General features: G+C 67.2%; 20 protein-coding genes. 18 read left to right on the top strand and 2 right to left on the bottom strand.

What is annotated here, in order from left to right:
• The first annotated feature begins 2 nt into the window (after positions 1 to 2).
• Positions 3 to 3,884 carry a DNA-directed RNA polymerase subunit beta' gene (locus QK288_RS01415; protein ID WP_281266034.1) on the top strand — a complete coding sequence of 1,294 codons (3,882 nt, stop codon included), beginning with the start codon at positions 3 to 5 and terminating at the stop codon, positions 3,882 to 3,884.
• A gap of 75 nt (positions 3,885 to 3,959) precedes the next feature.
• Here the strand turns inward: QK288_RS01415 and QK288_RS01410 are convergent, their stop codons facing one another.
• Together QK288_RS01410 and QK288_RS01405 are read right to left on the bottom strand one after the other, a co-directional pair.
• Complete coding sequence (locus tag QK288_RS01410) at positions 3,960 to 5,120, bottom strand: hypothetical protein (protein WP_281266033.1); 1,161 nt, start codon at positions 5,118 to 5,120, stop codon at positions 3,960 to 3,962.
• 112 nt (positions 5,121 to 5,232) lie between these two features.
• Positions 5,233 to 5,631: a VOC family protein gene (locus QK288_RS01405; RefSeq protein ID WP_281266032.1), complete on the bottom strand. Its 399-nt coding sequence runs from the start codon at positions 5,629 to 5,631 to the stop codon at positions 5,233 to 5,235.
• Positions 5,632 to 5,861: 230 nt separating this feature from the next.
• Here QK288_RS01405 and QK288_RS01400 point away from each other — a divergent pair, with 230 nt between their 5' ends.
• The 17 genes from QK288_RS01400 (at position 5,862) to fusA (ending at position 24,483) form a co-directional block, all read left to right on the top strand.
• The gene (locus QK288_RS01400) at positions 5,862 to 7,532 is read left to right on the top strand and encodes an ATPase, T2SS/T4P/T4SS family (protein ID WP_281266031.1); all 1,671 of its coding nucleotides are present in this window, start codon (positions 5,862 to 5,864) and stop codon (positions 7,530 to 7,532) included.
• Positions 7,533 to 7,549: 17 nt separating this feature from the next.
• Positions 7,550 to 9,160: a type IV pilus twitching motility protein PilT gene (locus QK288_RS01395; RefSeq protein WP_281266030.1), complete on the top strand. Its 1,611-nt coding sequence runs from the start codon at positions 7,550 to 7,552 to the stop codon at positions 9,158 to 9,160.
• Positions 9,160 to 10,383 (top strand): type II secretion system F family protein, encoded by a 1,224-nt coding sequence (locus QK288_RS01390; RefSeq protein WP_281266029.1) that lies wholly within the window; start codon positions 9,160 to 9,162, stop codon positions 10,381 to 10,383. The genes QK288_RS01395 and QK288_RS01390 overlap by 1 nt, the downstream gene beginning before the upstream one ends.
• A 195-nt stretch (positions 10,384 to 10,578) precedes the next feature.
• Positions 10,579 to 11,007 (top strand): prepilin-type N-terminal cleavage/methylation domain-containing protein, encoded by a 429-nt coding sequence (locus tag QK288_RS18845; RefSeq protein ID WP_348639033.1) that lies wholly within the window; start codon positions 10,579 to 10,581, stop codon positions 11,005 to 11,007.
• A 79-nt stretch (positions 11,008 to 11,086) separates the two neighbouring features.
• Positions 11,087 to 12,541, top strand: a complete 1,455-nt coding sequence (locus QK288_RS01380; RefSeq protein WP_281266028.1) for a prepilin-type N-terminal cleavage/methylation domain-containing protein — start codon at positions 11,087 to 11,089, stop codon at positions 12,539 to 12,541.
• 8 nt (positions 12,542 to 12,549) lie between these two features.
• The gene (locus QK288_RS01375; RefSeq protein ID WP_281266027.1) at positions 12,550 to 13,242 is read left to right on the top strand and encodes a prepilin-type N-terminal cleavage/methylation domain-containing protein; all 693 of its coding nucleotides are present in this window, start codon (positions 12,550 to 12,552) and stop codon (positions 13,240 to 13,242) included.
• Entirely contained in the window at positions 13,239 to 15,146 is a 1,908-nt protein-coding gene (locus tag QK288_RS01370) for a hypothetical protein (protein ID WP_281266026.1), read from the top strand. Before QK288_RS01375 ends, QK288_RS01370 begins: the two co-directional genes overlap by 4 nt.
• A complete protein-coding gene (locus QK288_RS01365) occupies positions 15,143 to 15,973 on the top strand; it encodes an A24 family peptidase (protein ID WP_281266025.1) in 831 nt (276 codons plus the stop codon). The genes QK288_RS01370 and QK288_RS01365 overlap by 4 nt, the downstream gene beginning before the upstream one ends.
• 35 nt (positions 15,974 to 16,008) lie before the next feature.
• Positions 16,009 to 17,061, top strand: coding sequence for a type IV pilus assembly protein PilM (gene pilM, locus QK288_RS01360; protein ID WP_281266024.1), 1,053 nt, complete (start codon positions 16,009 to 16,011; stop codon positions 17,059 to 17,061).
• A gap of 185 nt (positions 17,062 to 17,246) precedes the next feature.
• The gene (locus QK288_RS01355) at positions 17,247 to 17,789 is read left to right on the top strand and encodes a hypothetical protein (protein WP_281266023.1); all 543 of its coding nucleotides are present in this window, start codon (positions 17,247 to 17,249) and stop codon (positions 17,787 to 17,789) included.
• Positions 17,786 to 18,499, top strand: coding sequence for a type 4a pilus biogenesis protein PilO (pilO, locus tag QK288_RS01350; protein ID WP_281266022.1), 714 nt, complete (start codon positions 17,786 to 17,788; stop codon positions 18,497 to 18,499). The genes QK288_RS01355 and pilO overlap by 4 nt, the downstream gene beginning before the upstream one ends.
• 228 nt (positions 18,500 to 18,727) lie before the next feature.
• Positions 18,728 to 19,258, top strand: coding sequence for a hypothetical protein (locus QK288_RS01345; protein ID WP_281266021.1), 531 nt, complete (start codon positions 18,728 to 18,730; stop codon positions 19,256 to 19,258).
• A gap of 136 nt (positions 19,259 to 19,394) precedes the next feature.
• Positions 19,395 to 19,817: a DUF6121 family protein gene (locus QK288_RS01340; RefSeq protein WP_281266020.1), complete on the top strand. Its 423-nt coding sequence runs from the start codon at positions 19,395 to 19,397 to the stop codon at positions 19,815 to 19,817.
• A gap of 64 nt (positions 19,818 to 19,881) precedes the next feature.
• A complete protein-coding gene (locus tag QK288_RS01335) occupies positions 19,882 to 21,054 on the top strand; it encodes a hypothetical protein (protein ID WP_281266019.1) in 1,173 nt (390 codons plus the stop codon).
• A gap of 369 nt (positions 21,055 to 21,423) precedes the next feature.
• Entirely contained in the window at positions 21,424 to 21,792 is a 369-nt protein-coding gene (gene rpsL, locus QK288_RS01330) for a 30S ribosomal protein S12 (protein ID WP_058728453.1), read from the top strand.
• 5 nt (positions 21,793 to 21,797) lie between these two features.
• Positions 21,798 to 22,268: a 30S ribosomal protein S7 gene (rpsG, locus tag QK288_RS01325; protein WP_144760634.1), complete on the top strand. Its 471-nt coding sequence runs from the start codon at positions 21,798 to 21,800 to the stop codon at positions 22,266 to 22,268.
• Between the two features lie 97 nt (positions 22,269 to 22,365).
• Positions 22,366 to 24,483, top strand: coding sequence for an elongation factor G (gene fusA, locus QK288_RS01320; RefSeq protein WP_281266018.1), 2,118 nt, complete (start codon positions 22,366 to 22,368; stop codon positions 24,481 to 24,483).
• The last annotated feature ends 143 nt before the right edge of the window (positions 24,484 to 24,626 follow it).

The raw sequence follows: 24,626 nt of genomic DNA, 5'->3' as shown, positions 1-24,626 counted from the left end.
CATTGCTCGAAGCAACTTCCTTTGACGCACTGCGGATCGGCCTCGCCACGGCCGAGGACATCCGCCAGTGGTCGTACGGCGAGGTCAAGAAGCCGGAGACCATCAACTACCGCACCCTGAAGCCCGAGAAGGACGGTCTGTTCGGCGAACAGATCTTCGGTCCTTCCCGGGACTGGGAGTGCGCCTGCGGCAAGTACAAGCGTGTCCGCTTCAAGGGCATCGTCTGCGAGCGCTGCGGCGTCGAGGTCACCAAGTCCTCGGTCCGTCGTGAGCGCATGGGCCACATCGAGCTCGCCGCACCCGTCACGCACATCTGGTACTTCAAGGGCGTCCCGTCGCGCCTGGGCTACCTGCTGGACATGGCGCCGAAGGACCTCGAGAAGGTCATCTACTTCGCCGCGTACATGATCATCAGCATCGACGAAGAGGGCCGGCACGCTGACATGCCGGGTCTCGAGAACGAGATGCGCCTCGAGATCAAGAACCTCGAGAACCAGCGCGACTCGATCATCGCCGACCGCCTCAAGAAGCTCGAGGACGACCTCGCAGCGCTCGAGGAAGAGGGCGCCAAGGCCGACATCAAGCGCCGCACCAAGGACACCGCCGAGAAGGAGATGTCCCAGGTCCGCAAGTCGTTCGACGAGGACATCACCCGCCTCGAGCGCGTGTGGGAGGACTTCCGCAACCTCAAGGTGGGCGACCTCAAGCCCGAGGACGCCGTCTTCCACGAGCTGCAGGACCGGTTCGGGATCTACTTCGACGCCTACATGGGCGCCGAGGCGATCAAGCTCCGTCTCGAGGCGTTCGACCTGGCCGCAGAGGCCGAGTCGCTCCGTCTGCAGATCGCCGAGGGCAAGGGCCAGAAGAAGATCCGCGCGATCAAGCGTCTGCGCGTCGTCTCCTCCTTCCTCGCCACCGGCAACTCGCCGGCAGCGATGGTCCTCGACGTCGTCCCGGTCATCCCGCCGGAGCTCCGCCCGATGGTGCAGCTCGACGGTGGCCGCTTCGCCACCTCGGACCTCAACGACCTCTACCGTCGTGTGATCAACCGCAACAACCGTCTCCGCCGCCTGCTCGACCTCGGTGCCCCCGAGATCATCGTGAACAACGAGAAGCGCATGCTGCAGGAAGCGGTCGACGCGCTGTTCGACAACGGTCGTCGTGGTCGCCCCGTCACGGGAACCGGCAACCGCGCCCTGAAGTCCCTGAGCGACATGCTCAAGGGCAAGCAGGGTCGTTTCCGCCAGAACCTGCTCGGCAAGCGCGTCGACTACTCGGGTCGTTCGGTCATCATCGTCGGCCCGCAGCTCAAGCTCCACCAGTGCGGTCTGCCCAAGCAGATGGCCCTCGAGCTGTTCAAGCCGTTCGTCATCAAGCGCCTCATCGACCTGTCGCACGCGCAGAACATCAAGTCGGCCAAGCGCATGGTCGAGCGTTCGCGTCCGCAGGTGTGGGACGTCCTCGAGGAGATCATCCGCGAGCGCCCCGTCCTGCTGAACCGTGCGCCGACGCTGCACCGTCTGGGCATCCAGGCGTTCGAGCCGCAGCTCGTCGAGGGCAAGGCCATCCAGCTCCACCCGCTCGTGTGTGCTGCGTTCAACGCGGACTTCGACGGTGACCAGATGGCCGTGCACCTGCCGCTGTCGGTCGAGGCCCAGGCCGAGGCACGCATCCTGATGCTCGCCTCGAACAACATCCTCAAGCCGTCGGACGGCCGTCCGGTCACCCTGCCCGCGCAGGACATGATCATCGGTCTGCACCACCTGACGACCGTCCGCGAGGGCGCCGTCGGTGAGGGCCGTGCGTTCTCCTCCGTCGCCGAGGCGATCCTCGCGAAGGACCAGAACACGCTGCACCTGAACGCCAAGGTGAAGATCCGCATGTCGGGTGTCCACTTCGCCGAGGGTGAAGCCCCCGAGGGCTACGAGGTCGGTCAGCCGATCCTCCTCGAGACGACCCTGGGTCGCGCGCTCTTCAACGAGACCCTGCCGGCGGACTACCCGTTCGTCCAGCGGGTCACCGACAAGGGCACGCTCTCCGCGATCGTCAACGACCTCGCCGAGCGCTACTCCAAGACCGAGACGGCCGCTGCGCTCGACCGGATCAAGGACGCCGGCTTCTACTGGGGCACGCGCTCCGGTGTGACCGTCGCGCTCTCCGACGTCGTGACGCCTCCTCGCAAGAAGGAGATCATCGCGGGCTACGAGGCGCAGGCCGCCAAGGTCCAGGGCGAGTTCGACAAGGGTCTGATCACCGACGCGGAACGTCGCGCCGACCTGATCAAGATCTGGACCGAGGCCACCAACGAGATCGCGCAGGAGATGCGGGACAACTTCCCCATCGACAACACGATCAACCGCATGGTGTCCTCCGGCGCCCGTGGTAACTGGCTGCAGGTCCGCAACATCGCCGGTATGCGTGGTCTGGTGAACAACCCGAAGGGCGAGATCATCGCCCGCCCGATCATCAACTCGTACCGCGAGGGCCTGACCGTGGCGGAGTACTTCATCGCCACCCACGGTGCTCGGAAGGGTCTGGCCGACACCGCGCTCCGGACCGCGGACTCCGGGTACCTCACCCGTCGTCTCGTGGACGTCTCGCAGGACGTCATCATCCGCGAGGACGACTGCGGCACCACGCGCGGCCTCGAGCTGCCGATCGCCACGGTCGACGCCGACGGCAAGCTCGTCCGCGACGCCCGCGTCGAGAACACCGTGTACTCGCGCACCCTCGCCACCCCGGCGACGGACGCGAAGGGCACGGTCGTCGCCGAGGCAGGCGAGGACGTCGGTGACGTCCTCATCGACAAGCTGGTGGCGGCCGGTGTCGAGAGCATCAAGGTGCGCTCGGTGCTGACCTGCGAGTCGGCCGTCGGTGTCTGCGCGAAGTGCTACGGCCGGTCGCTCGCCACGGGCAACCTGGTCGACATCGGTGAGGCCGTCGGCATCATCGCCGCGCAGTCCATCGGTGAGCCAGGTACCCAGCTGACGATGCGTACCTTCCACACGGGTGGTTCGGCGTCCGCCGACGACATCACCCAGGGTCTGCCCCGTGTCACCGAGCTCTTCGAGGCCCGTACCCCGAAGGGCGCGTCCCCGATCGCCGAGGCCCCCGGCCGCGTCGTCGTCGAGGACACGGACAAGGGTCGTCGGATCATCCTCACGCCGGACAACGGTGACGAGCCGTTCATCTACCCGGTGCTCAAGCGTGCGACCCTCCTCATCGAGGACGGCCAGCACGTCGAGCTCGGCGAGCAGTTCATCGCCGGCACGGTGGACCCGAAGGAGGTCCTCCGTGTGAAGGGCGTCCGTGAGGTCCAGAAGCACCTCGTCAACGGTGTGCAGGACGTGTACGGCTCGCAGGGTGTGCCGATCCACGACAAGCACATCGAGGTCATCGTCCGCCAGATGCTCCGCAAGGTGACGGTCGTCGACCACGCCGACACGGACCTGCTCCCGGGTGAGCTCGTCGACCGCTCGCGGTACAACGAGATCAACCGTGCGGCGCTGCAGGAGGGTCGCAAGACCGCTTCCGCTCGTCAGGAGGTCATGGGCATCACCAAGGCGTCCCTCGCGACCGAGTCGTGGCTGTCCGCCGCGTCCTTCCAGGAGACCACCCGCGTGCTCACGCAGGCGGCCATGGAGGGCAAGCAGGACCACCTCGTCGGCCTCAAGGAGAACGTCATCATCGGGAAGCTCATCCCCGCCGGGACGGGCCTCAGCCGGTACCGCGACGTGGACGTGAACGCGACGGAGGAAGCGAAGGCGGAGCGGTACCCGAACCGCATCTTCGCGGACGACTCGTCGTTCTCGGACGCCGACCTGAGCTTCGTCGACTTCGACAGCTTCTCGTCGGACGACTTCACGCCGGGCACGTACAACTGAGCCGGGTGATCCACTGACGAGGGCCCCGCATCCACCAGGATGCGGGGCCCTCGCTCGTTGCCGGACTGGATGTGGTCAGCGGTACGTCCGCGTGACGCTGCCGAGGGGACCGTCGTCGCCCGTGGCCGAGACGGTCACGGTGCCGCCGGCCATGCGACGTGGGTCGAGCGTCACGGTCCACTGCGACGACCCGGGCACCGGCGGCTCGACACGGTTGCCGTCGGCGTCGGTCACCGGTGTGCCGTCGGCGTCGGTGAACGACAGGCGGGCGCCGGGCTCGGCGGATCCGCTGAGGACGAGCTTCTTGGCGGTGGCCTTCGTCACGTCCGCGGTCACCGGGAACGGGATCGTCGCTCCGCTCGTCGTGGAACCGATGAGCTTGCCGGCGTCGTACACCTCGGCGACGATGCCCATGAACCGGGTCCCGGCGGGCGGGTACGCCAGATCGGCGCTCCACGTGCCATCGGTGTTCGCCGTCCAGTCCTGCCCGTCGGTCAGTGACCACGGCGCTCCTGATTCGTCGACGAACCGCATGTCGGTGCCGGCCGGGCCGCGCCCCTCGAGGTGCACGGTGCGGGCGACGGGGTCGACCCGGACCGCGTCCACGAAGGGGGAGGGTTCGAGCTTCGCCGAGGTGTTCACGCGCAGCTGCTCCGTCCCGTCGAAGCGCTCCACGGTCGTGAGGGTGTGGTCGCCGAAGCGCACGCCGGAGATCCGGTGGGCGAAGGCGCCGTCGCGGTCGGTCGTGGTGGTCGCGGTCGGTACGCCGTCGAGGGTGAGCTCGATGCGGCTGCGGGGCTCGAAGCCGATGCCGTCGATCTTCAGGGACCGGTTCCAGTTCTCGCGGGCGACCATGATCCGCTCGAAGCTCACCTCGTGGGTGCTCGCGCGGAGGGTCGCCACGGGGGAGCCGATCGAGTCGGCGACGCGGAAGGTGTGGTCCCCGAACCCGTCGACGTGCGCCGTTGTCCGCCACGAGCCGTTCGGCTTGACGCGGGTCTCGATGGGCGCACCGTCCGAGGGGGTGATCGAGACGAGATCGCCGGCGTCACCCGTACCCGCCAGGGTCACGTCACCCGCGTTGTGCGCGATCGCGCCGACCCTCGCGGTGAACTGCGCCGCCTGCGCCGGGGACGCGACGAGCGTCGATCCGAGCACCAGCGCTGCGGCGACGACCGCCGCTGCGCATCGCCGCTGTACCACATCTGAAATACGTGTGTTCTGCATGGCGGCCATGTTGGCACTGTGCCGGGTGCCTGTCCAGGGCTTGCCGGATCTCCTTGCCACAGACCGACTGGAGGCTCGGTGCCAGCTGGCACCGAGCCTCCCGTCCGCCGTTCGGTCGCGTCTAGATCGTGCGGCCGGCGTCGCTGTCGCGACCGCCTGATCCGCGCCCCGTCTCGTCCGCGAGCGAGTAGAGGCTGAGCACGTTGCCGTCGGGGTCGCGGACGTCGAACCAGTCGACGGCGCCGTCGACGCACTCGATGGGGCCGACGTCGATGCCGAGCGCGCCGATCCGGGTGTGCTGCGCGGCGACGTCGTCGACGCCGAAGCGGACGATGACCGCGTTCTCCTCGGCCTGGTCATCCTCGAAGAGCTGGATCCAGATGCCGCCGATCTCGTACTCGGCGATGCCCTCGTCCGGCTCGAGGTCAGGCTCGACGCGCTCGAACACCGCGCCGTACCAGAGGCAGGACGCTTCGATGTCGGTGACGGGCAGCCCCACGGTCACGCTCGTGATGTCCATGACTCATCATGTCCTGCGAGTGCCGCGCACGTCGAGGGATTTCCTCTCCTCCACAGCACGATCGATTCCGCGCCCGTCCACCGTCCCCTGTTCTGGGTGCGCCCCGATGCCCTCCGGCCCTCATTCTGGGACTTCGGTACCCGCCGGTCCCGGCCATAGCGTGGACAGGCGTCGAACCCTGTCGACGCACCACGACGTCCTCACGCAACCCGAAGGAGGCAGCGAGACTCATGGCGACGCTCTCCGAGATCCTGATCCTCAACGGAGCACTCCCGATCGAGCACCTCGACTCGCTCACCGGCGACGAGGAGATCGACGAACGCTCGATCCGCTCCCTCGTCGACCGTGGCGTCGTCAGCGAGGCGCAGTTCATCACCGCACGTGCGGCGTCGAACAACTCCAAGACCGTCCCCCTGACCGACTACCCGGTCGACGGCACCGCGGTGTCGATGCTCCCAGCGGCGCTCTGCCGGCGGCACCAGGTGCTCGGCATCGGCTTCGAGGGCGAGGTCCTCGTCCTCGCGATGGTGAACCCGACGAACGTGCTCGCGGTCGACGACGCCCGTGCCGCCTCCGGCCGTGCCATCAAGCCGCTCCAGGTCGAGGAACGCGACCTCGCCGCGGCGCTCGACCGCTACCTGCGTGCCGACGACGAGCTCAACGACCTGACGTCCTCCCTCGAAGAAGAGGCGACGGCGAATGCGCAGCAGCAGGTCGACATCGGCGAGGGCTCGCTCGACGACGTCCCGATCGTCCGCTTCGTGAACCTGCTCGTCTCGCAGGCGATCCAGGACCACGCGTCCGACATCCACATCGAGCCCGGCGAGCACGAGGTCCGGGTGCGCTACCGCATCGACGGCGTGCTGCACGAGATGGCCCCTGCGCCCAAGAACATCCAGAACGGTGTCATCAGCCGTCTGAAGATCATGAGCGACATCGACATCGCCGAGCGTCGCAAGCCGCAGGACGGCCGCATGTCCGTCCGCCACGGTGGCCGCCAGATCGACCTCCGCGTGGCGACCCTCCCCACCGTGTGGGGCGAGAAGGTCGTCATGCGAATCCTCGACAACACGAACACGTCGATGTCCCTCAAGGACCTCAACCTGCTCGAGCAGAACTTCGACGCGTACCAGCGGTCCTACTCCAAGCCGTACGGCATGATCCTCGTCACCGGCCCCACCGGGTCGGGCAAGTCGACGACCCTGTACACGACGCTCAACGCCGTCGCCCGACCCGAGATCAACGTCATCACGGTCGAAGACCCGGTCGAGTACCGGATGGCGGGCATCAACCAGGTGCAGGTCAACCCGAAGGCCGGCCTGACCTTCGCGTCCGCGCTCCGGTCGATCCTGCGTTCCGACCCCGACGTCGTGCTCCTCGGTGAGATCCGCGACCACGAGACCGCCCAGATCGCGATCGAGGCATCGCTCACCGGTCACCTCGTGCTGTCCACGCTGCACACGAACGACGCCCCCTCGGCGATCACCCGTCTGACCGAGATGGACATCGAGCCGTTCCTGGTCGGCTCGGCGCTCGACTGCGTCGTCGCCCAGCGTCTCGCCCGCAAGCTCTGCGACCGCTGCAAGGCCCCGGCCGAGTACACGTTCGACCAGCTCCGGGTGATGGGCTTCGTCGGTGACGACGACGCCACGATCCCGCCGTTCTTCGCACCGGTGGGCTGTGCCGTCTGCTCGAACACCGGGTACCGCGGTCGCATCGCCCTGCACGAGGTCATGACCGTCTCCGAGGAGATCGAGCGCCTCGCCGTCGCACGGGCCTCCAGCGCCGAGATCAGCCGCGTCGCACAGGAGCAGGGCATGCTCACGCTCCGGCAGGACGGCTGGGAAAAGGTGAAGCTCGGGCTGACGAGCGTCGACGAGATCCTGCGCGTGGTGGCGTAGGCGAAGGGCACGAACCGATGACCGACTCCGTGTACGACATCCCCGACGTCAACGACCCCATCGACGGCTGGCACCCCGGCCGTCCCGGGACCGAGGTCGGCGGCCGACGTGCCGCGCGCCTGGCGTCGCAGTCGGAGGCGACCGCCGCTGCGCCGGCCCCTGCCGCTGCGCCCGCGCCAGCCGTGCCCGTCTACGACCTGTCCGACGACCTCGCCGGGTGGCCCGCACCGTCCGGTTCGCCCGTCGCCGTGCCGGTCGCGCAGCCGCAGGCGCGTCCGGCCACGCCGCCGGCGGCGGTCCCGCCCTCGATGGCGTCCTACGGGTACGCGGACCAGGCGACCCAGCACCTGCCGGTCGTCCCTGCTGAACCGACCACGGTCCTCCCGGCCGTGCACGCACCCACCGTGTTCGCGACGCCCGCCGTCGCACCGGGTGCCGAGCCGCTGCCGGAGATCGGCTTCACGCGCCACGCTCGTGAAGTCGCGGACCCCGACCTCATCACCGCCCTCGCCCAGGTCGTCTACCAGGGCGCATCCGACCTCCACGTCACCGCCGACGCCCCGCCGACCGTCCGTGTCGACGGCGGACTCCGCCCCGCCGTTCCCGGCGGGCCTTGGGCGCGGAACAAGGTCATCGCGGCGCTGAAGACCCTGATGACCGTCGAGCAGGCCGGGCAGTTCGACCACGAGCAGGAGCTCGACTTCGCGTACTCGCTGTCGCCGGAGTACCGCTTCCGCGTGAACTACTACCAGCAGCGCGGCAACTGGGGAGCGGCCTTCCGCATCATCCCCACCAAGATCAAGACGCTCAAGCAGCTCGGGATCCCGGAGCACGTCGGCGACTTCGCCAAGCTGCCGCGTGGGCTCGTGCTCGTCACCGGCCCCACCGGGTCCGGCAAGTCGACGACCCTCGCCGCGCTCATCGACCTGGTCAACGAGACCCGTGCCGACCACATCGTCACGGTCGAGGATCCGATCGAGTTCATGCACGACCACAAGAAGGCGATCATCAACCAGCGCGAGGTCGGTGCGGACACGCACTCCTTCGCGAAGGCGCTCAAGCACGTGCTCCGTCAGGACCCCGACGTCATCCTGATCGGCGAGCTCCGCGACCTCGAGACGATCTCCGTCGCGCTGACCGCCGCCGAGACCGGCCACCTGGTGTTCGCGACGCTCCACACGCAGAGCGCTCCCGGCACCATCGACCGCGTCATCGACGTGTTCCCGCCGCACCAGCAGGGACAGATCCGGACGCAGCTCGCCTCCACCTTGGAAGGCGTCGTCTGCCAGACGCTCGTGCCGAAGGCCAGCGGCTCCGGCCGGGTCGTCGCGACCGAGATCATGACCACGACCCCCGCCATCGGCAACCTCATCCGCGAGGGCAAGACGTACCAGATCACCTCCGCCATGCAGGCCGGTCGCGACGCGGGCATGCACACGATGGACCAGGACCTCGCCGAACTCGTCAACGTCGGCACCATCACGCGTCGCGCGGCGATGGAGAAGGTCCACGACCACGAAGGGTTCGACCGGCTCGTGCAGCGCGTCGAATCACCGTCCGACTCGTCCGCAGCGGCCATCGCCGCGAGCGGGATCGACTTCGGCGACAAGTTCTCCGGAGGCCACTGATGTCACTCGCGTTCGACTACCGGGGCCGCGACGGCGGCGGCAAGCTCGTCAAGGGTCGGCTCGACGCCGCGTCCGAGGGTGCTGTCGTCCAGCGCCTCCGCACGATGGGGGTCTCGCCGATCGCCATCACCGAGGCGAAGGCCGGCACCGGGCTGCAGACCGAGATCAAGATCCCGGGGTTCTCGAAGGGCGTGGGCCTCAAGGACCTCGCGATCATGTCGCGGCAGGCGTCCACGATGCTGTCGTCGGGGCTCTCGTTGCTCCGCGCGCTGACGATCCTCGCCGACCAGACCGAGAACAAGAAGCTCAAGGACATCATCGGCAAGGTCCGCGATGACGTCGAGCGCGGTGTCTCCTTCTCAGACGCCGTCGCCAAGTACCCGGTCGACTTCCCGCCGATCATGATCAACATGATCCGAGCAGGCGAGACCGGCGGCTTCCTCGACCAGGCCATGGACTCCATCGCCACGAACTTCGAGAAGGAGCACAAGCTCCGCTCGACGATCAAATCGGCGATGACCTACCCCGTCGTCGTGCTGGTGATGTCACTCGTCGCCGTCGTGGTGATGCTCGTCTTCATCGTGCCGATCTTCCAGGACATGTTCTCGAGCCTGGGGGGCAAACTCCCGCTTCCGACCCAGATCCTCGTCACGCTGTCCCACGCCATGCGGTGGGTGGCGCCGATCCTCGCCGTCGCCGTCGTCGTCGGGTGGGTCTGGTACCGCGCGAACAAGAACACCGATCGGTTCCGCAGTTTCCGTGATCCGCTCCTCCTCAGGATGCCGGTCTTCGGTGGGCTGACGAAGAAGATCGTGATCGCGAGGTTCGCGCGGAACTTCTCGAACATGATCGGTGCTGGCGTTCCGATTCTGCAGGCACTGAAGATCGTCGGCGAGGTCTCGAACAACTTCGTCGTGCAGCGTGCTCTCGAACGCGTTTCAGAAAGCGTCCGAAAAGGTGAATCCATTGCAGATCCACTGGCGAAGGAAAAGGTCTTCCCCAGCATGGTTTCGCAGATGGTCGCCGTCGGCGAGGATGCGGGTTCGCTGGAAGTCATGCTCGAGAAGATCGCGATCTTCTACGACTCGGAAGTCGAATCGACGACGGAGGCGCTGACGTCGCTCATCGAGCCGCTGCTCATCGCCTTCCTGGGCGTCGTGGTGGGTGGCATGATCATCGCCCTCTACCTCCCGATCTTCCAGATCACGTCGCTCGTCCACTGACGAGCCCGACCGCGCGACCTCCGTTCGGGGGTGGTTTGGTCAACGAGTGCCCCCGTTACTGGGGGCATTTTGTTTGTCGGTGACCCCCGTTCTCGGGATTATGCCCAGAAACCGCCCCGAATACGCTTGCCATCGGCGGCGAGCAAAGCCCCGAACAAAACTCCACCCGACATTCCTGAACGAATGGAAACAACCATGTACTTCGCTCTCATGGGCAAGCTCGACGCTCGCCGCAAGGGTCTCCTGGCCGAAGAGGAGAAGGGCTTCACGCTCATCGAGCTCCTCGTCGTCGTGATCATCATCGGTATCCTCGCGGCCATCGCGATCCCGGTGTACCTCAACGTCCAGAACAATGCCAAGGACGCGACCGTCAAGTCCGACCTCGCGAACGCCAAGACTGCGGTCATCGCGTTCCAGACCGACAAGAACGGCAAGCTTCCGACGACGACGGAGTTCGGTACTTCGGCCACGATGACCCCGTACGGCTGGACCAAGAGCACCGACACGGTCTTCACCTACGTGCCGGCTGCGACGGGTTCGTCTTTCTGCATCTCCGCGAAGGGCGCCACCGCCACTGACTACAAGATCACCGACACCACGGCTGCGGCTACTGGCACCTGCTGATCTGAATGACCTTCCGAGGGGCGGTCCGTCTGTTGACGGACCGCCCCTCGTACGAACACCCCGACTGAAGGAGGTGACCATGTTCCGACGACTGCAGCGCGTCCTGCGTCCGATCGACCCGACCGACCGCGACGCGGGCTTGTCGATCATCGAGGTCATGGTCGCGATGATGGTGTTCGCCGTGATGTCCGTGGGCATCGCCTACGGGATCGCGAACACGCTCCAACTCACGCAGAGCAGTCGAGGACGCGAGACCGCGGTCGCGTTGGCGTCGCAGGACATCGACATGCTGCGGCAGACCGCTGCGGCGTCGACCGCCGGGATCTTCAACGTCGTGAGCAAGGCCGGTACCAGCAACACCAAGACGATCGGTGGGGTCACCTACCAGATCGACCGCGCGGTCACGTGGGTGCAGAGCGACGGCGCGAGCGGCGCGTGCGGGACCTCGAACGGCAAGCTCGCGTACAAGAGCGTGGTCGAGACCGTGTCCTGGCCCAAGCAGGGCAGTGGGATGTCCTCGACAACGGTCACCTCTGCGATCGCACCAAGCGACGCGGTGACCGACCCGGGGTACGGGACGGTCATCGTGTCCGCCGTCAACGCATCGGGCGCCCCGTTCCAGGGCGTCTCGGTGACGATCACTCCGGTGAGCGGCGGTGCAGCGCTCTCGACCGCGCCGCTGCCGACCGACGCGCAGGGCTGTTCCTACGCCGTGAACGTCGTGCCGGGGGACTACTCCGTGACGGCGAACGTCTCCGGCGGGATCGACACCAACCAGGCTCAGCCGTCGACCCAGTCTCCGATCACGGTGAGTGCTGGAGCAAGCTCACCGGTGCCGTTCGTCTACGACAAGGCGAGCCAGCTGACGCTGCGGTACGCGCAGACCTACGGAGCGACGCTCCCGACGAACATGGTCACGGTGCTCTCCAGTTCAGCTGGCGGCCTCGACACGATCAAGCCGTGGGACGTCACGAGCAGCTCGCTCGTCGTGAACTCGGCGTCCACCCCCAACCTCCCCGTGTTCCCGTTCACCTCCGGGTACACCGTTTACGCCGGTCCGTACTCGAACAGCACGAGTGCCAGCACGAGCTGCTTGAGCCCGAATCCGTCGTCCTGGTCGACGCCGAGTCAGACCGGTGCAATCGGCGTGAGCCCGCAGACCGTGAACGTCAGTCCCGGCTCGCCCTCGAACGCGTCGGTGATGATGGGCGTGGCCACGGTCAACGGTGTGAAGAACCGCTACATCACAGCGGTGTCGTCAGCGAACCCCGGAGCAGGCGATCCTGGTTGCTCCGCGGGCATGACGATGAAGTTCCCCGTCACCACCGGTGACTCCGCGACGATCGCCCTGCCGTTCGGAACCTGGACGCTGTACTCCGGAACGAGTTTCGGTTCAACCACCAAGAACGAGATTGCGTCGAACGCGTCGAACGTCAAGCCGGTCACACCGGGCAACGTCAACCAGAAGACCGCCCTCGTCGTCATCAACTACGACAACACGCTGACCCTCGATCCGCGCGGGCAGACATCATGATGCGTTCGATGACCCGGTTCCACCGCGACCAGTCCGGGGTGAGTCTGTCCGAGCTGATCATCGCGCTGAGCATCTCGATGATCGTCCTCGTCGCGGTCGGTGGGTTCTTCACCGCGACCCTCCGCGCCGGTACGACGAACACGACGTCGGATCAGAACGCCCGATCGGCGTCGATCGTGATGAACTCCGTCACCAGGTACGTCCACGCTGCGAGCCTCTTGCCGAAGTCGGACGGGACGTACGCATCGGCGGTCACACAGGCGAGCGGCACACAGCTCACGTTCTACGCCTACATCAACCTCGATGGCAGCAGCACCGACAACCCGGTCCAGGTGCGCTACTCGCTGAACGCATCGAAGCAGCTCGTCCAGGACCAATGGGCCGGCACGGCGTCCGGAGGTTTCTACTCGTTCCCGGCCCCGACCCAGACCCCGAACACGTCAGCCGTCCTCGGTGGCCCCATCGCATCCCCGACGGTCGAGGGTGACCCGTTGTTCACCTATCTCGGGGCCGACGGTGGCGTCCTCCCGACGCAAGCCGACGGCTCGCTCGCGGCGGCACAACTCGGGAAGATCCGGGCCGTGCGCACCAACCTCGAGCTCGGGTCGACCACGGCCGGCGCATCCGGGAACACCCGGATCCAGAACACCCTGTACCTCTTCAACGTGGCGTACGGCACGACGAGCGGAGGGACCCCATGATCCGGTGGATCGGCGAACGCCTCGGGAGAGAACACGGCGACGAACGCGGCATGGTCCTCGCGAACGTGGTCATCTTCGGCACCGTGATGCTGCTGCTGGTCGCGACGATGGTGGCGGTGTCCACCTCGGGCGCGATCAAGTCGGCGGCCGACAGGAACTTCCAGAACGCCATCACCGCTGCGTACGCCGGCTTGGCGGACTACCAGGCCAAGCTCTCGAACGACAACGGCTACGCGCTCTACGGCAACGCGGCGGCACAGTTCAGCAAGTCGAGCGGGTCGACGTTCACCGGCAACGACAACAACGCGGCGTTCACCAACAGCGGTTCGACGTGGGCGCCGGTCGTCGGGTCGTCGGACCAGTGGTACCGGTACGAGGTCGACAACTCGAACTACTCGTCCAAGGGCATCCTCCGCGTGCGCGTCACCGGGAAGTCCGGCGGCAGTGTCCGGTCACTCGTCGCGAACCTCAAGGGCGATGGCTTCATCAACTACCTGTACTTCACGAACTACGAGTCGTCGAACCCGGCGATCTCGGGCAGCTCATGCACGACCGCTTACCAATGGCAGTCAGGCGTCAGCAACAAGTGCCAGGCGGTCCAATTCGCGGGTACGGACGTCCTCAACGGGCCGATCCGGACGAACGACGTCTTCACCGCTGCGTGCGCGACGACGTTCAACGGCGCGGTCGAGCAGCACGACACCTCGGTCCGCGCGTCGAGCGGTACGTGCAACGGTATGTTCAACGGAGGTGCGGCGAGTGCAGTGCCGTACCTCGGCTTGCCAGCGCTGAACTCCAACATGTCCCAGGAGACGCGGACCGACATCCCGGCGACCGTTCCCCGTCCCGGCTGCCTGTACACAGGGCCGACTCGGGTCAGCTTCCTCGGGAACGGCAAGATGACGGTCTGGTCGCCGTGGTCGAAGGCGACGCAGGTCAAGGTCGACAGCGTGTCCGGTGCGGTGACGGAAACGAACGACACGGCGAAGGCCGCGGCGCTGTGCGGTGCCGTCGGAGACCTCCAGAGCGCCGCAGGTGCGACGATCTCCACCCTCCCTTCGAACCTCATGTACGTCCAAGACATCCCGTCCGCCGCGAACAACGTGAACACCTGGGCCGCCGGAAGCTACCCGTCCAAGTACACGAACACGTACTGCACGACCACCGTCACCGTGCGCGGCAACGGCTCGTCCAGCACCGCAGGGAACCAGACCTTCAGCAACGGCCAGGGCTACCCAGCGTCCGGAGAGTGGATCAACGGCGGGAGTTCGGGGTCCGGATCCACCTACCAAACCGGGTCGGCGTCGGACACCTACTCCTGCACGGCAGGAGACGTCTTCGTCAGTGGCGCGTTCTCCGGAGCCATGACCATCGCCTCGTCGGGGACGATCTGGGTGACCGGCGACATCACCTACGTCGACGGCACGAGCGACATCCTCGGGCTCGTCGGGCAGAACGCCGTCGAGATCTACAACCCTGCGAAGTGCACCTCGTACCCGACGACGGGCTCCTGGTGGGCCGGGTACGTGACCGACTACTCGCGCTGCAACAACGCGGGCGTCGGACTGCTCAACCGGGTACGGGGCGCCGGCATCACGGTGAGCGCAGCGATCGCGAGCAACGCCGGGACGTTCTGGAACCAGAACTACGACATCGGTCCGCAGCTCGGTGTGCTGAAGGTCGTCGGATCGATCGCGCAGAACTGGCGAGGTCCGGTGGCGACCACAGGCGGCACCGGTTTCTCGAAGAACTACGTGTACGACCAGCGACTCCTGACGACCGCACCACCGAAGTTCCTCCAACCGGTCTCGACGTCGTACGGAGTGACGACGCAGATCGAGGTGCAGTCCGCGTACCAGGTGGACGGTTCGTGCGCGAAGACCACGGCAGGGGTGTGCCGATGACCGCGTCGATGTTCACGGCGGTGCTCGCCGGCGCCTTTGGGCTGGTCACCGGGTCGTTCCTCAACGTCGTGGTCTACCGGGTGCCCGCCGGTCTGTCGGTCGTCGCTCCGGCGAGCGCGTGTCCGAATTGTGGGCACGCGATCCGACGGCGTGACAACATCCCGGTGGTGTCGTGGATCGTCCTCGGTGGGCGCTGTCGCGACTGCGACGTGTCCATCTCGCCCCGGTACCCGATCGTGGAGCTCGGCACAGGCATCCTCTTCGCGGTCGTCGGGCTCATCGCGCTGTCTCCGCTCGAGGCGATCGCTCCGCGCGATGCCGTCGGCCGGGCGGTGCTCCTCGTCGCGTTCCTGTACCTGATGGCGATCAGCGTTGCGCTCGCCCTGATCGATCTCGAAACCCACCGTCTCCCGAACGCGATCGTGTACCCATCGGCGGTTGTCCTCCTCGTGCTGTTCGCCGTGGTCTCGGCGCTCACCGGTGACTGGGGTGCCCTCGCCCGTGGGCTGCTGGGTGCGGTCCTCCTCGGTGGTGGGTACTTGGCGCTCGCCGTCGCCGTGCCGGGTGGGATGGGGCTCGGCGACGTGAAGCTCGCCGTCGTGCTCGGTCTCGTCCTCGCGTACCTCGGATGGGGACCCCTCGCAGTGGGAGCTTTCGGGGCGTTCGTCGTCGGAGGTACGGTCGCGATCAGTCTGATCATCCTCCGTCGAGCGCGGTGGCGCGGCGGCTTGCCGTTCGGCCCGTCGATGCTCGTCGGCGCCTGGGTCGGAATCCTCCTGGGTGACCGGCTCATGGGTGCGTACCTCGCCATCCTCGGCGTCGCCTGACCCGACTGTCCACCTCCACCAACGAAAGCAGCATCATGGGCAAGAGCATCGTCGGCCTCGACATCGCGGGGTCATCGATCCGTGCAGTCGAGGTAGCGGACGCAGATCGTCCTCGCCCTACCGTCGTGCGTTTTGCGGAGGTCCCCACCCCGGCGGGCGCGGTGAGCCGTGGCGAGGTACTCGAGCAGAACACCGTCGCGGCCGCACTCAAGCAGCTCTGGTCGATCGGCAGGTTCCGCTCCCGCGACGTCGTGCTCGGAATGGGGAACCAGCGCGTCCTCTCGCGGGATCTGACCGTGCCGCGGGCTCCGCTCGCACAGATCCGTGAGAGCTTGCCCTTCCAGGTCCAGGACATGCTCCCGGTCCCGGTCGGCGACGCCATCCTCGACTTCTACCCGACGGCCGAAGGCGTGAGTGAGTCCGGCCCGGTGCTGCACGGTCTCCTGATCGCAGCGATCAAGGACGCGGTCCTCGCCAACGTGAAGGCCGTCCAGCTCGCCGGGCTCAACCCGGTCGGTGTCGACTTGATCCCCTTCGCCCTCACGCGGGTCGTGGTCGGTCGGCAGCAGCGCAAGGGAACGACGGCGCTCGTCCAACTCGGAGCCGACACCACGAGCGTCGTTCTCGCAACCGACGGCGTCCCGCAGTTCGTCCGCATCATCCCGACCGGCGGCAACGACGTGACGAAGGCGTTGGCTGCGCGGCTCGACATCTCGTTCGAGCAGGCGGAAGCAGTGAAGCGTCACCTGGGGATCGGCCGAGTCGCACAGACACCGGACGACGCCCGAGCGGTTGCGGCGACGTTCGACACCGTGAACGAACTCATGGCGAGTCTCCGGAACACGATCAACTACTTCGTGAACACGCGTCCGGGCGAATCCGTGGCGAGTGTCGTGCTCGTCGGCGGGGGGTCGCGTCTCATCGGCTTCCGTGAAGCTCTTGCGGACTACACGCACCTGCCCGTCGAGATCGGCTCCGCGTTCGCGGCCGCCGGCGTCGGCCGCTCGATCCGTGAGGAAGACATCGCCGTCCACGGCGACACGATCGCGGTCGCCTACGGGCTCGCGGTAGGAGGCAAAGCAGCATGACCAGCACAGAAGTTCGCCCGACGCCCACCCTGAAAGCGGACGATTCGAAACGCCGCGGGCATCGTGACCGCACTTCGGAAAACGCCGCGGCCGTCGGCCTGGAGCCCCGTGTCGACCTCCTGCCCCAAGAGGTCCGTGCCGACCGTCGAGAGCGCGGCATCGCTCGCCGGGCTTGGTTCGGCGTGGTGGTCGCCGGAGCCGCCGTCATGCTCGGTACGGGCGCTGCCGTCGCGCACCAGTTGGGCACGGCGGCAGGACTCGCTTCCGCGCAAGCCGAGACGTCCACCTTGCTCGCGCAGCAGCAGCGCTTCGCCGATGTTCGGACCGCGGAGCAGCAGACGCAGCTGCTCCAGGCCGGGCAGGCCGTCGGCGGCGCGTCCGAGATCGATTGGCACGACACGCTGTCCGAGGTCGAGAGTGTCCTCCCGGACGGCGTCGAGATCAGTGCGATGCGCATCGCCTCTGCAGACTCGGTCGAACCGTTCTCGCAATCAACCGCTGCGCTCTCGAAGTCACGTGTCGCCACCGTCTCGATCACCGTGAAGTCTTCCGAGATCCCGTCGGTCTCGGACTGGAATGGCAGGCTCTCGTCGCTACGCGGGTACGTCGGGTCCACGATCTCCTCGATCTCGTACGAGAAGGAGACGGCCCGCTACAGCTCGGTGATCGACATCGAACTCGACGACAAGGCCTACGACGGTAAGTACACGAAGGACGCAGACCGATGAGCAAGAACCGTCTCTCCCTCGTCATCGCACTCGTCGTCACCGTGGCAGTGCTCGCCGGTGGTTGGTTCCTCGGTGTCCAGCCGCAGCTCGCACAGGCGGCGAGCAACGGGACACAACAGGAGACCATCGACGCCACCAACGACAGGAACCGCACGGAGCTGGAGCGTCTTGCCAAAGCGAACGAGAGCCTCGACTCGACGAAGGCGGAACTCGCGAAGCTCCAGGCATCGCTCCCGTCCACTGCAGACACCGACCCGTTCGTGGAGTCGCTGAACGGGTTCGCCACGTCGTCCGGCGTGACGATCACGAGCGTGACGATCGGCGACCCTGAACAGTACGTCCCCGTCTCGACCACTCCGGCCGGTACCGCGACGGCCGCTCCGTCGGCTTCGGCGAGTGCGACACCGGCACCCGGGTCCACCGCGGCGCCGACTGCTGCCGCTACCCCGCAGGCGGCCGATCCGCACAGCGATCCGCTGATCACCAGCTCCAACTTCTCCGTGATCTCGGTCACCGTCGCAGTCGATGGTTCGTACGATCAAGCGCTTGCCTTCACGCAGGCGGCGCAGAGCGGGGCGCGGTTGTTCCTCGTCAGCGGCATCGCTGCGACGAGCACGGACGAGAAGCCGCCGATGGAGGCGCAGTCGTGGTCGCTGACCGGCACGATCTACGTGCTCGCCGACTCCGCAACGACCCCCGCGAAGGGCTGACCAGCACCCCGCCAACTGGGGGAGGAGCCGCCACGCCGAAGCCTCTTCCGTGGCGGCTCCCGCTGTGCGTACGATGCTCCCGATGCCGCGTTCTGCGGCTCGTCACACCCTCTCGAACGGTCGGCTCGAATCGGCCGTTCCTCGTCGTGCCCGGAGTCGCGCGTGTTGTCTGGAATCGTGGAATTCCTCGGATGGTTCGGAGCCGTAACCGTCCTCGCTGGTTACATCTTGTTCTCAACCGGCAAGCTCCCGAACGGCCCGGTCTACCAGCTGTTCAACCTCGTCGGCGGACTCGCGGTGGCGGTCAACGTCGCCGCCCACCACGCCGTGCCGTCGACCATCGTGAACGGCATCTGGGCCGTCGTCGCGGTCGTCGTCCTGGTCCGCATGGCCAGGGCGCGTCGCACGGCGAAGCGGGCCGGTCTCGAGACGCACCACGAGCTCTCGACAGAGCCGGCGGCAACGACCGCGGTGCTGCCCGTCATCGGCCCCGCCGTCCGGCACCACGAGCCGGACGTGACCGACACGGCGGACGCACCCCCGAGCCTCCAGGCCGAACCGGCCGAACCGGCCGAACCGGCCGCACCGGCCGAACCGACGACCGCCGCCGCCCCCATGACCGAGAGCGTCCCGGTCATCACCGCAGCGATCGCCATCGCGCTGGTGAACGCCGCGCAGGAGCAGCGCCGCGCCGAGCGCAACGAGCAGCACGACCGCGAGCAGCACGACCGCGCGCAGCAGGAGCAGCCCGCGAGCTGACCTCGCCGAACCACGCGACGGACACCGCACCGCGCATCGTCGTGGTGCTGTGTCCGCTCCACGGTCCGGTGCGGGAACCCGCCACCCGACCCGCCACACCAGCCACGACATCCGTCACCGGCGCTACCATCGGTCCATGTCCCGGTGGTTGGTGGCGACGATGACGTCGATCCTCTTCATCGCGCTCGTCATCGCCGTGAGCGGGTTCGAGTCCCTCCTCGCCGACATCGCGATCATCTCCCAGACCGACGCGACGCCGTACCTCGGCCCGGCGATGGTCCTCGGTGGCGCGGTGGTGGTGTTCCTCGCGACGGCGTTCGGCATCCCGGACGGCAACCCCGGCGTCACGGGCCTGGTCGCAGCCGCGACGAGCTACCTCGTGATGCTCGGCGTCGGGTCGGTCGGCTACGCGCTGATCCGCCAGGACGTCACCGAGCTCCTGGTGTTCCCGGCGGGCTACGCCCTCGGCCCGTTCGTGGTCGGCTCGGTCGTGATCGCGCTGCTCTGCGTGATCGGCGGGATCGCGATGGCCAGGCACCAGGCCAAGCAGTCGAACTGACGGCGGTCGCCGGTAGGATATCGGTGCCGCCGGAACAGCGCGGCAGCGAGACCACGGGGGACCGATGAGCACGGACGACACCGCACCGCAGGACGGATGGGGATCCGTCCCACGGGTCGCGGACATCAGCGGCACGCGGGAAGCGCCGGCGCCGGGCACGCGCGAAGCGCCGGCGCCGACGGGTGCTGCAGCAGCGCCGGCACCGCGGCCGCGCAAGCGGATGCGCCGCGGGGCAATCATCGGCATCATCGCGGGCGGAGCGGCCGTGGTGCTGCTGGCCGTCGCGGGCGGGGTCGGCTACTCGGTCGGCTCGAACAGCCACGCGCCGGAACGCCAGGTCGAGGCGTTCCTCGACCACCTCCGGTCCGGCAAGGTCGACGCGGCCCTGACCGACGCCGGCATCGAGCACGCGAAGGACGACGTCCTGCTGACCGACGCCGCGTACGCCAAGGCGAAGTCGCGCGTCACGGGGTACCGCATCGCCGCCACGAAGACCGACGGCGACACCGCGACGGTGGGCGCGTACCTGACGCAGAGCGGACGCCAGGTCGCCGCCACGTTCACCCTCGACAAGACCGGCACCGACTGGGGCGTGTTCCCGAAGTGGGAGCTCCAGGCCCCCGACCTCGGATCGGTGGACGTCGTCGTGCAGGCCCCGGCGGGCACCACGGTCGCGGTCGCCGGCCAGAAGGTGACCACGGACAAGACCGGCGGGCTCACCCTGCGTGCGCTCCCGGGTTCGTACGACGTCGCGGTCGACGGCGGCAAGTGGTTCACGGCCGACACCGCGACGGCGGACGTCCGCGGGTTCGCCGCGGCGGAGTCGACGCCGGTCTCGATCACGACGACGCTCACCGACGACGGCAGAGCGGCTGCGACGGATGCCGTGAACGCCTGGGTGGACGGCTGCATCGCCTCGACATCGACCACCCCGGACGGCTGCAGCTTCTACGCGTACGGCGAGAACCCGGCGAACACCTACACCGACCAGAAGTGGACGCTCGACGCCCGCCCGACCGTGCAGGTGGACGGCTGGCTCGCGGATGGCTGGATGGTCACCACGTCGTCGTACGGCTCGGCGACGTTCACGGCGAACTTCACGGGGCCGGCTGGCTCCGGCACGGCGACGGCCGGTCCGATCAACGTGAACGCCTCCGGCTACATCACGGGCTTCACCGACGCGGGCGCGACGTTCGAGTCGTCGATCGGCAACGGGTCGTCGGACACCGGCTCCTGAACGCTGGTGGTCGGCTCCGTCCCGGACGGGAGGCCCGACCCGCCTCCCCGACGGCAGCACGCCGGAGCGCGTGGCGGGCTCCAGGGCGCGCCCCGCGCCCGGCGCGACCGGCCGGCGGACGTGCGTTCGCCGACGGCCGATTCCACGGGCCTCCAGGACGACGCGCCCGGATTGATTTCGCGAGGGTACGCAGGTAGGCTCTTCCGGGTGTGCGCCCTCGGGCGCGCCCGAAAAGTTCGGCAGGTCGTCGACCTGATCCGGACAGTCCGCCCCCAAACCACGTCCGCCTGACAGGCGGCCGTTCGCGTGGGCGAGGATGCCGACGGACCACGTCGGCCAGAGAACACGAGCGAAGAACCAGGAGAACAGTTGCCTACTATTCAGCAGCTGGTTCGCAAGGGTCGTACGCCCAAGGTCGTCAAGACCAAGGCACCGGCCCTCAAGGCGAACCCCCAGCAGCGTGGTGTGTGCACCCGCGTCTACACCACCACCCCGAAGAAGCCGAACTCGGCACTGCGCAAGGTCGCTCGTGTGAAGCTCTCGAACGGTACCGAGGTCACGGCCTACATCCCCGGTGAGGGCCACAACCTGCAGGAGCACTCGATGGTGCTCGTCCGCGGCGGTCGTGTGAAGGACCTCCCGGGTGTCCGCTACAAGATCATCCGTGGCGCACTGGACACCCAGGCCGTCAAGAACCGTAAGCAGGCGCGTAGCCGCTACGGCGCGAAGAAGGGTTGAGTTAGATGCCTCGTAAGGGTCCCGCCCCCAAGCGTCCCGTCGTCGCAGACCCCGTCTACGGCGCACCGATCGTCAGCCAGCTCGTCAACAAGATCCTCCTCGACGGCAAGAAGGGCCTCGCCGAGCGCATCGTCTACGACGCACTCGAAGGTGTCTCGTCGAAGAACGGCCAGGACGCCGTCGTCACGCTGAAGAAGGCGCTCGACAACGTCCGTCCGACCCTCGAGGTCCGCAGCCGCCGCGTCGGTGGCTCGACCTACCAGGTCCCGGTCGAGGTCAAGCCGCACCGTGCGAACACGCTGGCCCTGCGCTGGCTGACCTCGTACGCCAAGGCTCGCCGCGAGAAGACGATGACCGAGCGTCTCATGAACGAGATCCTCGACGCGTCGAACGGTCTCGGCGCCGCTGTCAAGCGTCGCGAGGACACCCACAAGATGGCCGAGTCGAACAAGGCCTTCGCGCACTACCGCTGGTAATCCCGGCGTACCTGGCTGATCGGTTCGGGCGCCGTCAGGGCAAGACCCACGGCGCCCGGCCGACCACCATCTCCTACAACTCTTCCGGAGGAACCCTGTGGCACAGGACGTGCTCACCGACCTGAACAAGGTCCGCAACATCGGCATCATGGCGCACATCGACGCCGGCAAGACCACGACCACCGAGCGCATCCTGTTCTACACGGGCATCACGCACAAGATCGGTGAGGTCCACGACGGCGCCGCCACGATGGACTGGATGGCGCAGGAACAGGAACGCGGCATCACGATCACGTCAGCCGCGACGACCTGCTTCTGGGACAACAACCAGATCAACATCATCGACACCCCCGGTCACGTGGACTTCACGGTCGAGGTGGAGCGCTCGCTCCGCGTCCTCGACGGTGCTGTCGCCGTCTTCGACGGCAAGGAGGGCGTCGAGCCCCAGTCCGAGACCGTGTGGCGTCAGGCGGACAAGTACAACGTCCCGCGCATCTGCTTCGTCAACAAGATGGACAAGCTCGGTGCGGACTTCTACTTCACCGTCGACACGATCGTGAAGCGCCTCGGCGCCGAGCCCCTCGTGCTGCAGCTCCCGATCGGTGCGGAGTCCTCCTTCGAGGGCGTCGTCGACCTGGTCGAGATGCGTGCCCTCACCTGGCGCGGCGACGCCAAGGGTGACGTCCAGATGGGCGCCAAGTACGAGATCGAAGAGATCCCGGCCGACCTGGCCGACCGCGCCGCCGAGTACCGCGAGAAGCTCATCGAGCGCGTGGCCGAGGCGGACGACGAGCTCATGGAGCGCTACCTCGAGGGCGACACCGACTTCTCGGTGGCCGAGATCAAGGCTGCGATCCGCAAGCTCACCGTCAACAGCGAGCTCTACCCGGTGCTCTGCGGTTCTGCGTTCAAGAACCGTGGCGTCCAGCCGATGCTCGACGCGGTCATCGACTACCTGCCGTCGCCGCTCGACGTCCCGCCGATGATCGGCCACGACGTCAAGGACGAGGAGAAGGAGATCATCCGCAAGCCGGATGCCTCCGAGCCCTTCTCGGCGCTCGCGTTCAAGGTCGCGGTGCACCCGTTCTTCGGTCGCCTCACCTACGTCCGCGTGTACTCCGGCCACATCGAGTCCGGTGCACAGGTCATCAACTCGACCAAGGGCAAGAAGGAGCGCATCGGCAAGATCTTCCAGATGCACTCCAACAAGGAGAACCCGGTCGACGCGGTCACCGCCGGTCACATCTACGCGGTCATCGGCCTGAAGGACACCACCACCGGTGACACCCTGTGCGACCCGCAGGACCAGGTCGTCCTCGAGTCGATGACCTTCCCGGAGCCCGTCATCGAGGTGGCGATCGAGCCGAAGACCAAGGCTGACCAGGAGAAGCTCTCCACGGCCATCCAGAAGCTCGCCGAAGAGGACCCGACGTTCCGCGTCGAGCTCAACGCCGAGACCGGTCAGACGACGATCAAGGGCATGGGCGAGCTCCACCTCGACATCCTGGTCGACCGCATGAAGCGCGAGTTCAAGGTCGAGGCGAACGTCGGCAAGCCCCAGGTGGCCTACCGCGAGACCCTCACCAAGACCGTCGAGCGCTACGACTACACCCACAAGAAGCAGACCGGTGGTTCCGGTCAGTTCGCGAAGGTGCAGATCGCGCTCGAGCCGATGGAGGTCACGGCGGAGAAGGTCTACGAGTTCGAGAACGCCGTCACCGGTGGTCGCGTGCCTCGTGAGTACATCCCGTCGGTCGACGCCGGTATCCAGGACGCCATGCAGGTCGGTATCCTCGCCGGGTACCCGACCGTCGGTGTGAAGGCCATCCTCAAGGACGGCCAGGCGCACGACGTCGACTCGTCCGAGATGGCGTTCAAGATCGCCGGCTCGATGGCCTACAAGGAAGCGGCTCGCAAGGCCGGTCCGGTCATCCTCGAGCCGATCATGGCCGTCGAGGTCCGTACGCCCGAGGAGTACATGGGCGACGTCATCGGTGACCTGAGCTCGCGTCGTGGCAACATCGCCGCGATGGAGGACGCTTCCGGCGTCAAGGTGGTCCGCGCGAGCGTGCCGCTGTCCGAGATGTTCGGCTACGTCGGGGACCTTCGTTCGAAGACCTCCGGTCGTGCCGTCTACTCGATGACGTTCGAGACCTACAACCAGGTCCCGTCCAACGTCGCCGAGGAGATCGTCGCGAAGTCCAAGGGGGAGTGACGCTCTTCCGAGCGTGCTCTCCACAGGCGGGGGCGCCCGGCGACGGGCCCCTCGCCACCAAGTAAAGTAAAGACACACACACCGCGTGCCAACGGTTCGGCATCCCTGACAGGGGTGCTCCCGGGGGTCTCGCATCCGAGTCC

It is taken from the genome of Curtobacterium sp. 9128 (assembly GCF_900086645.1).
Taxonomy (GTDB): Bacteria; Actinomycetota; Actinomycetes; order Actinomycetales; family Microbacteriaceae; genus Curtobacterium.
Note: the sequence above shows the minus strand (reverse complement) of the source record. Positions and strands in the feature narration are given on the sequence as shown.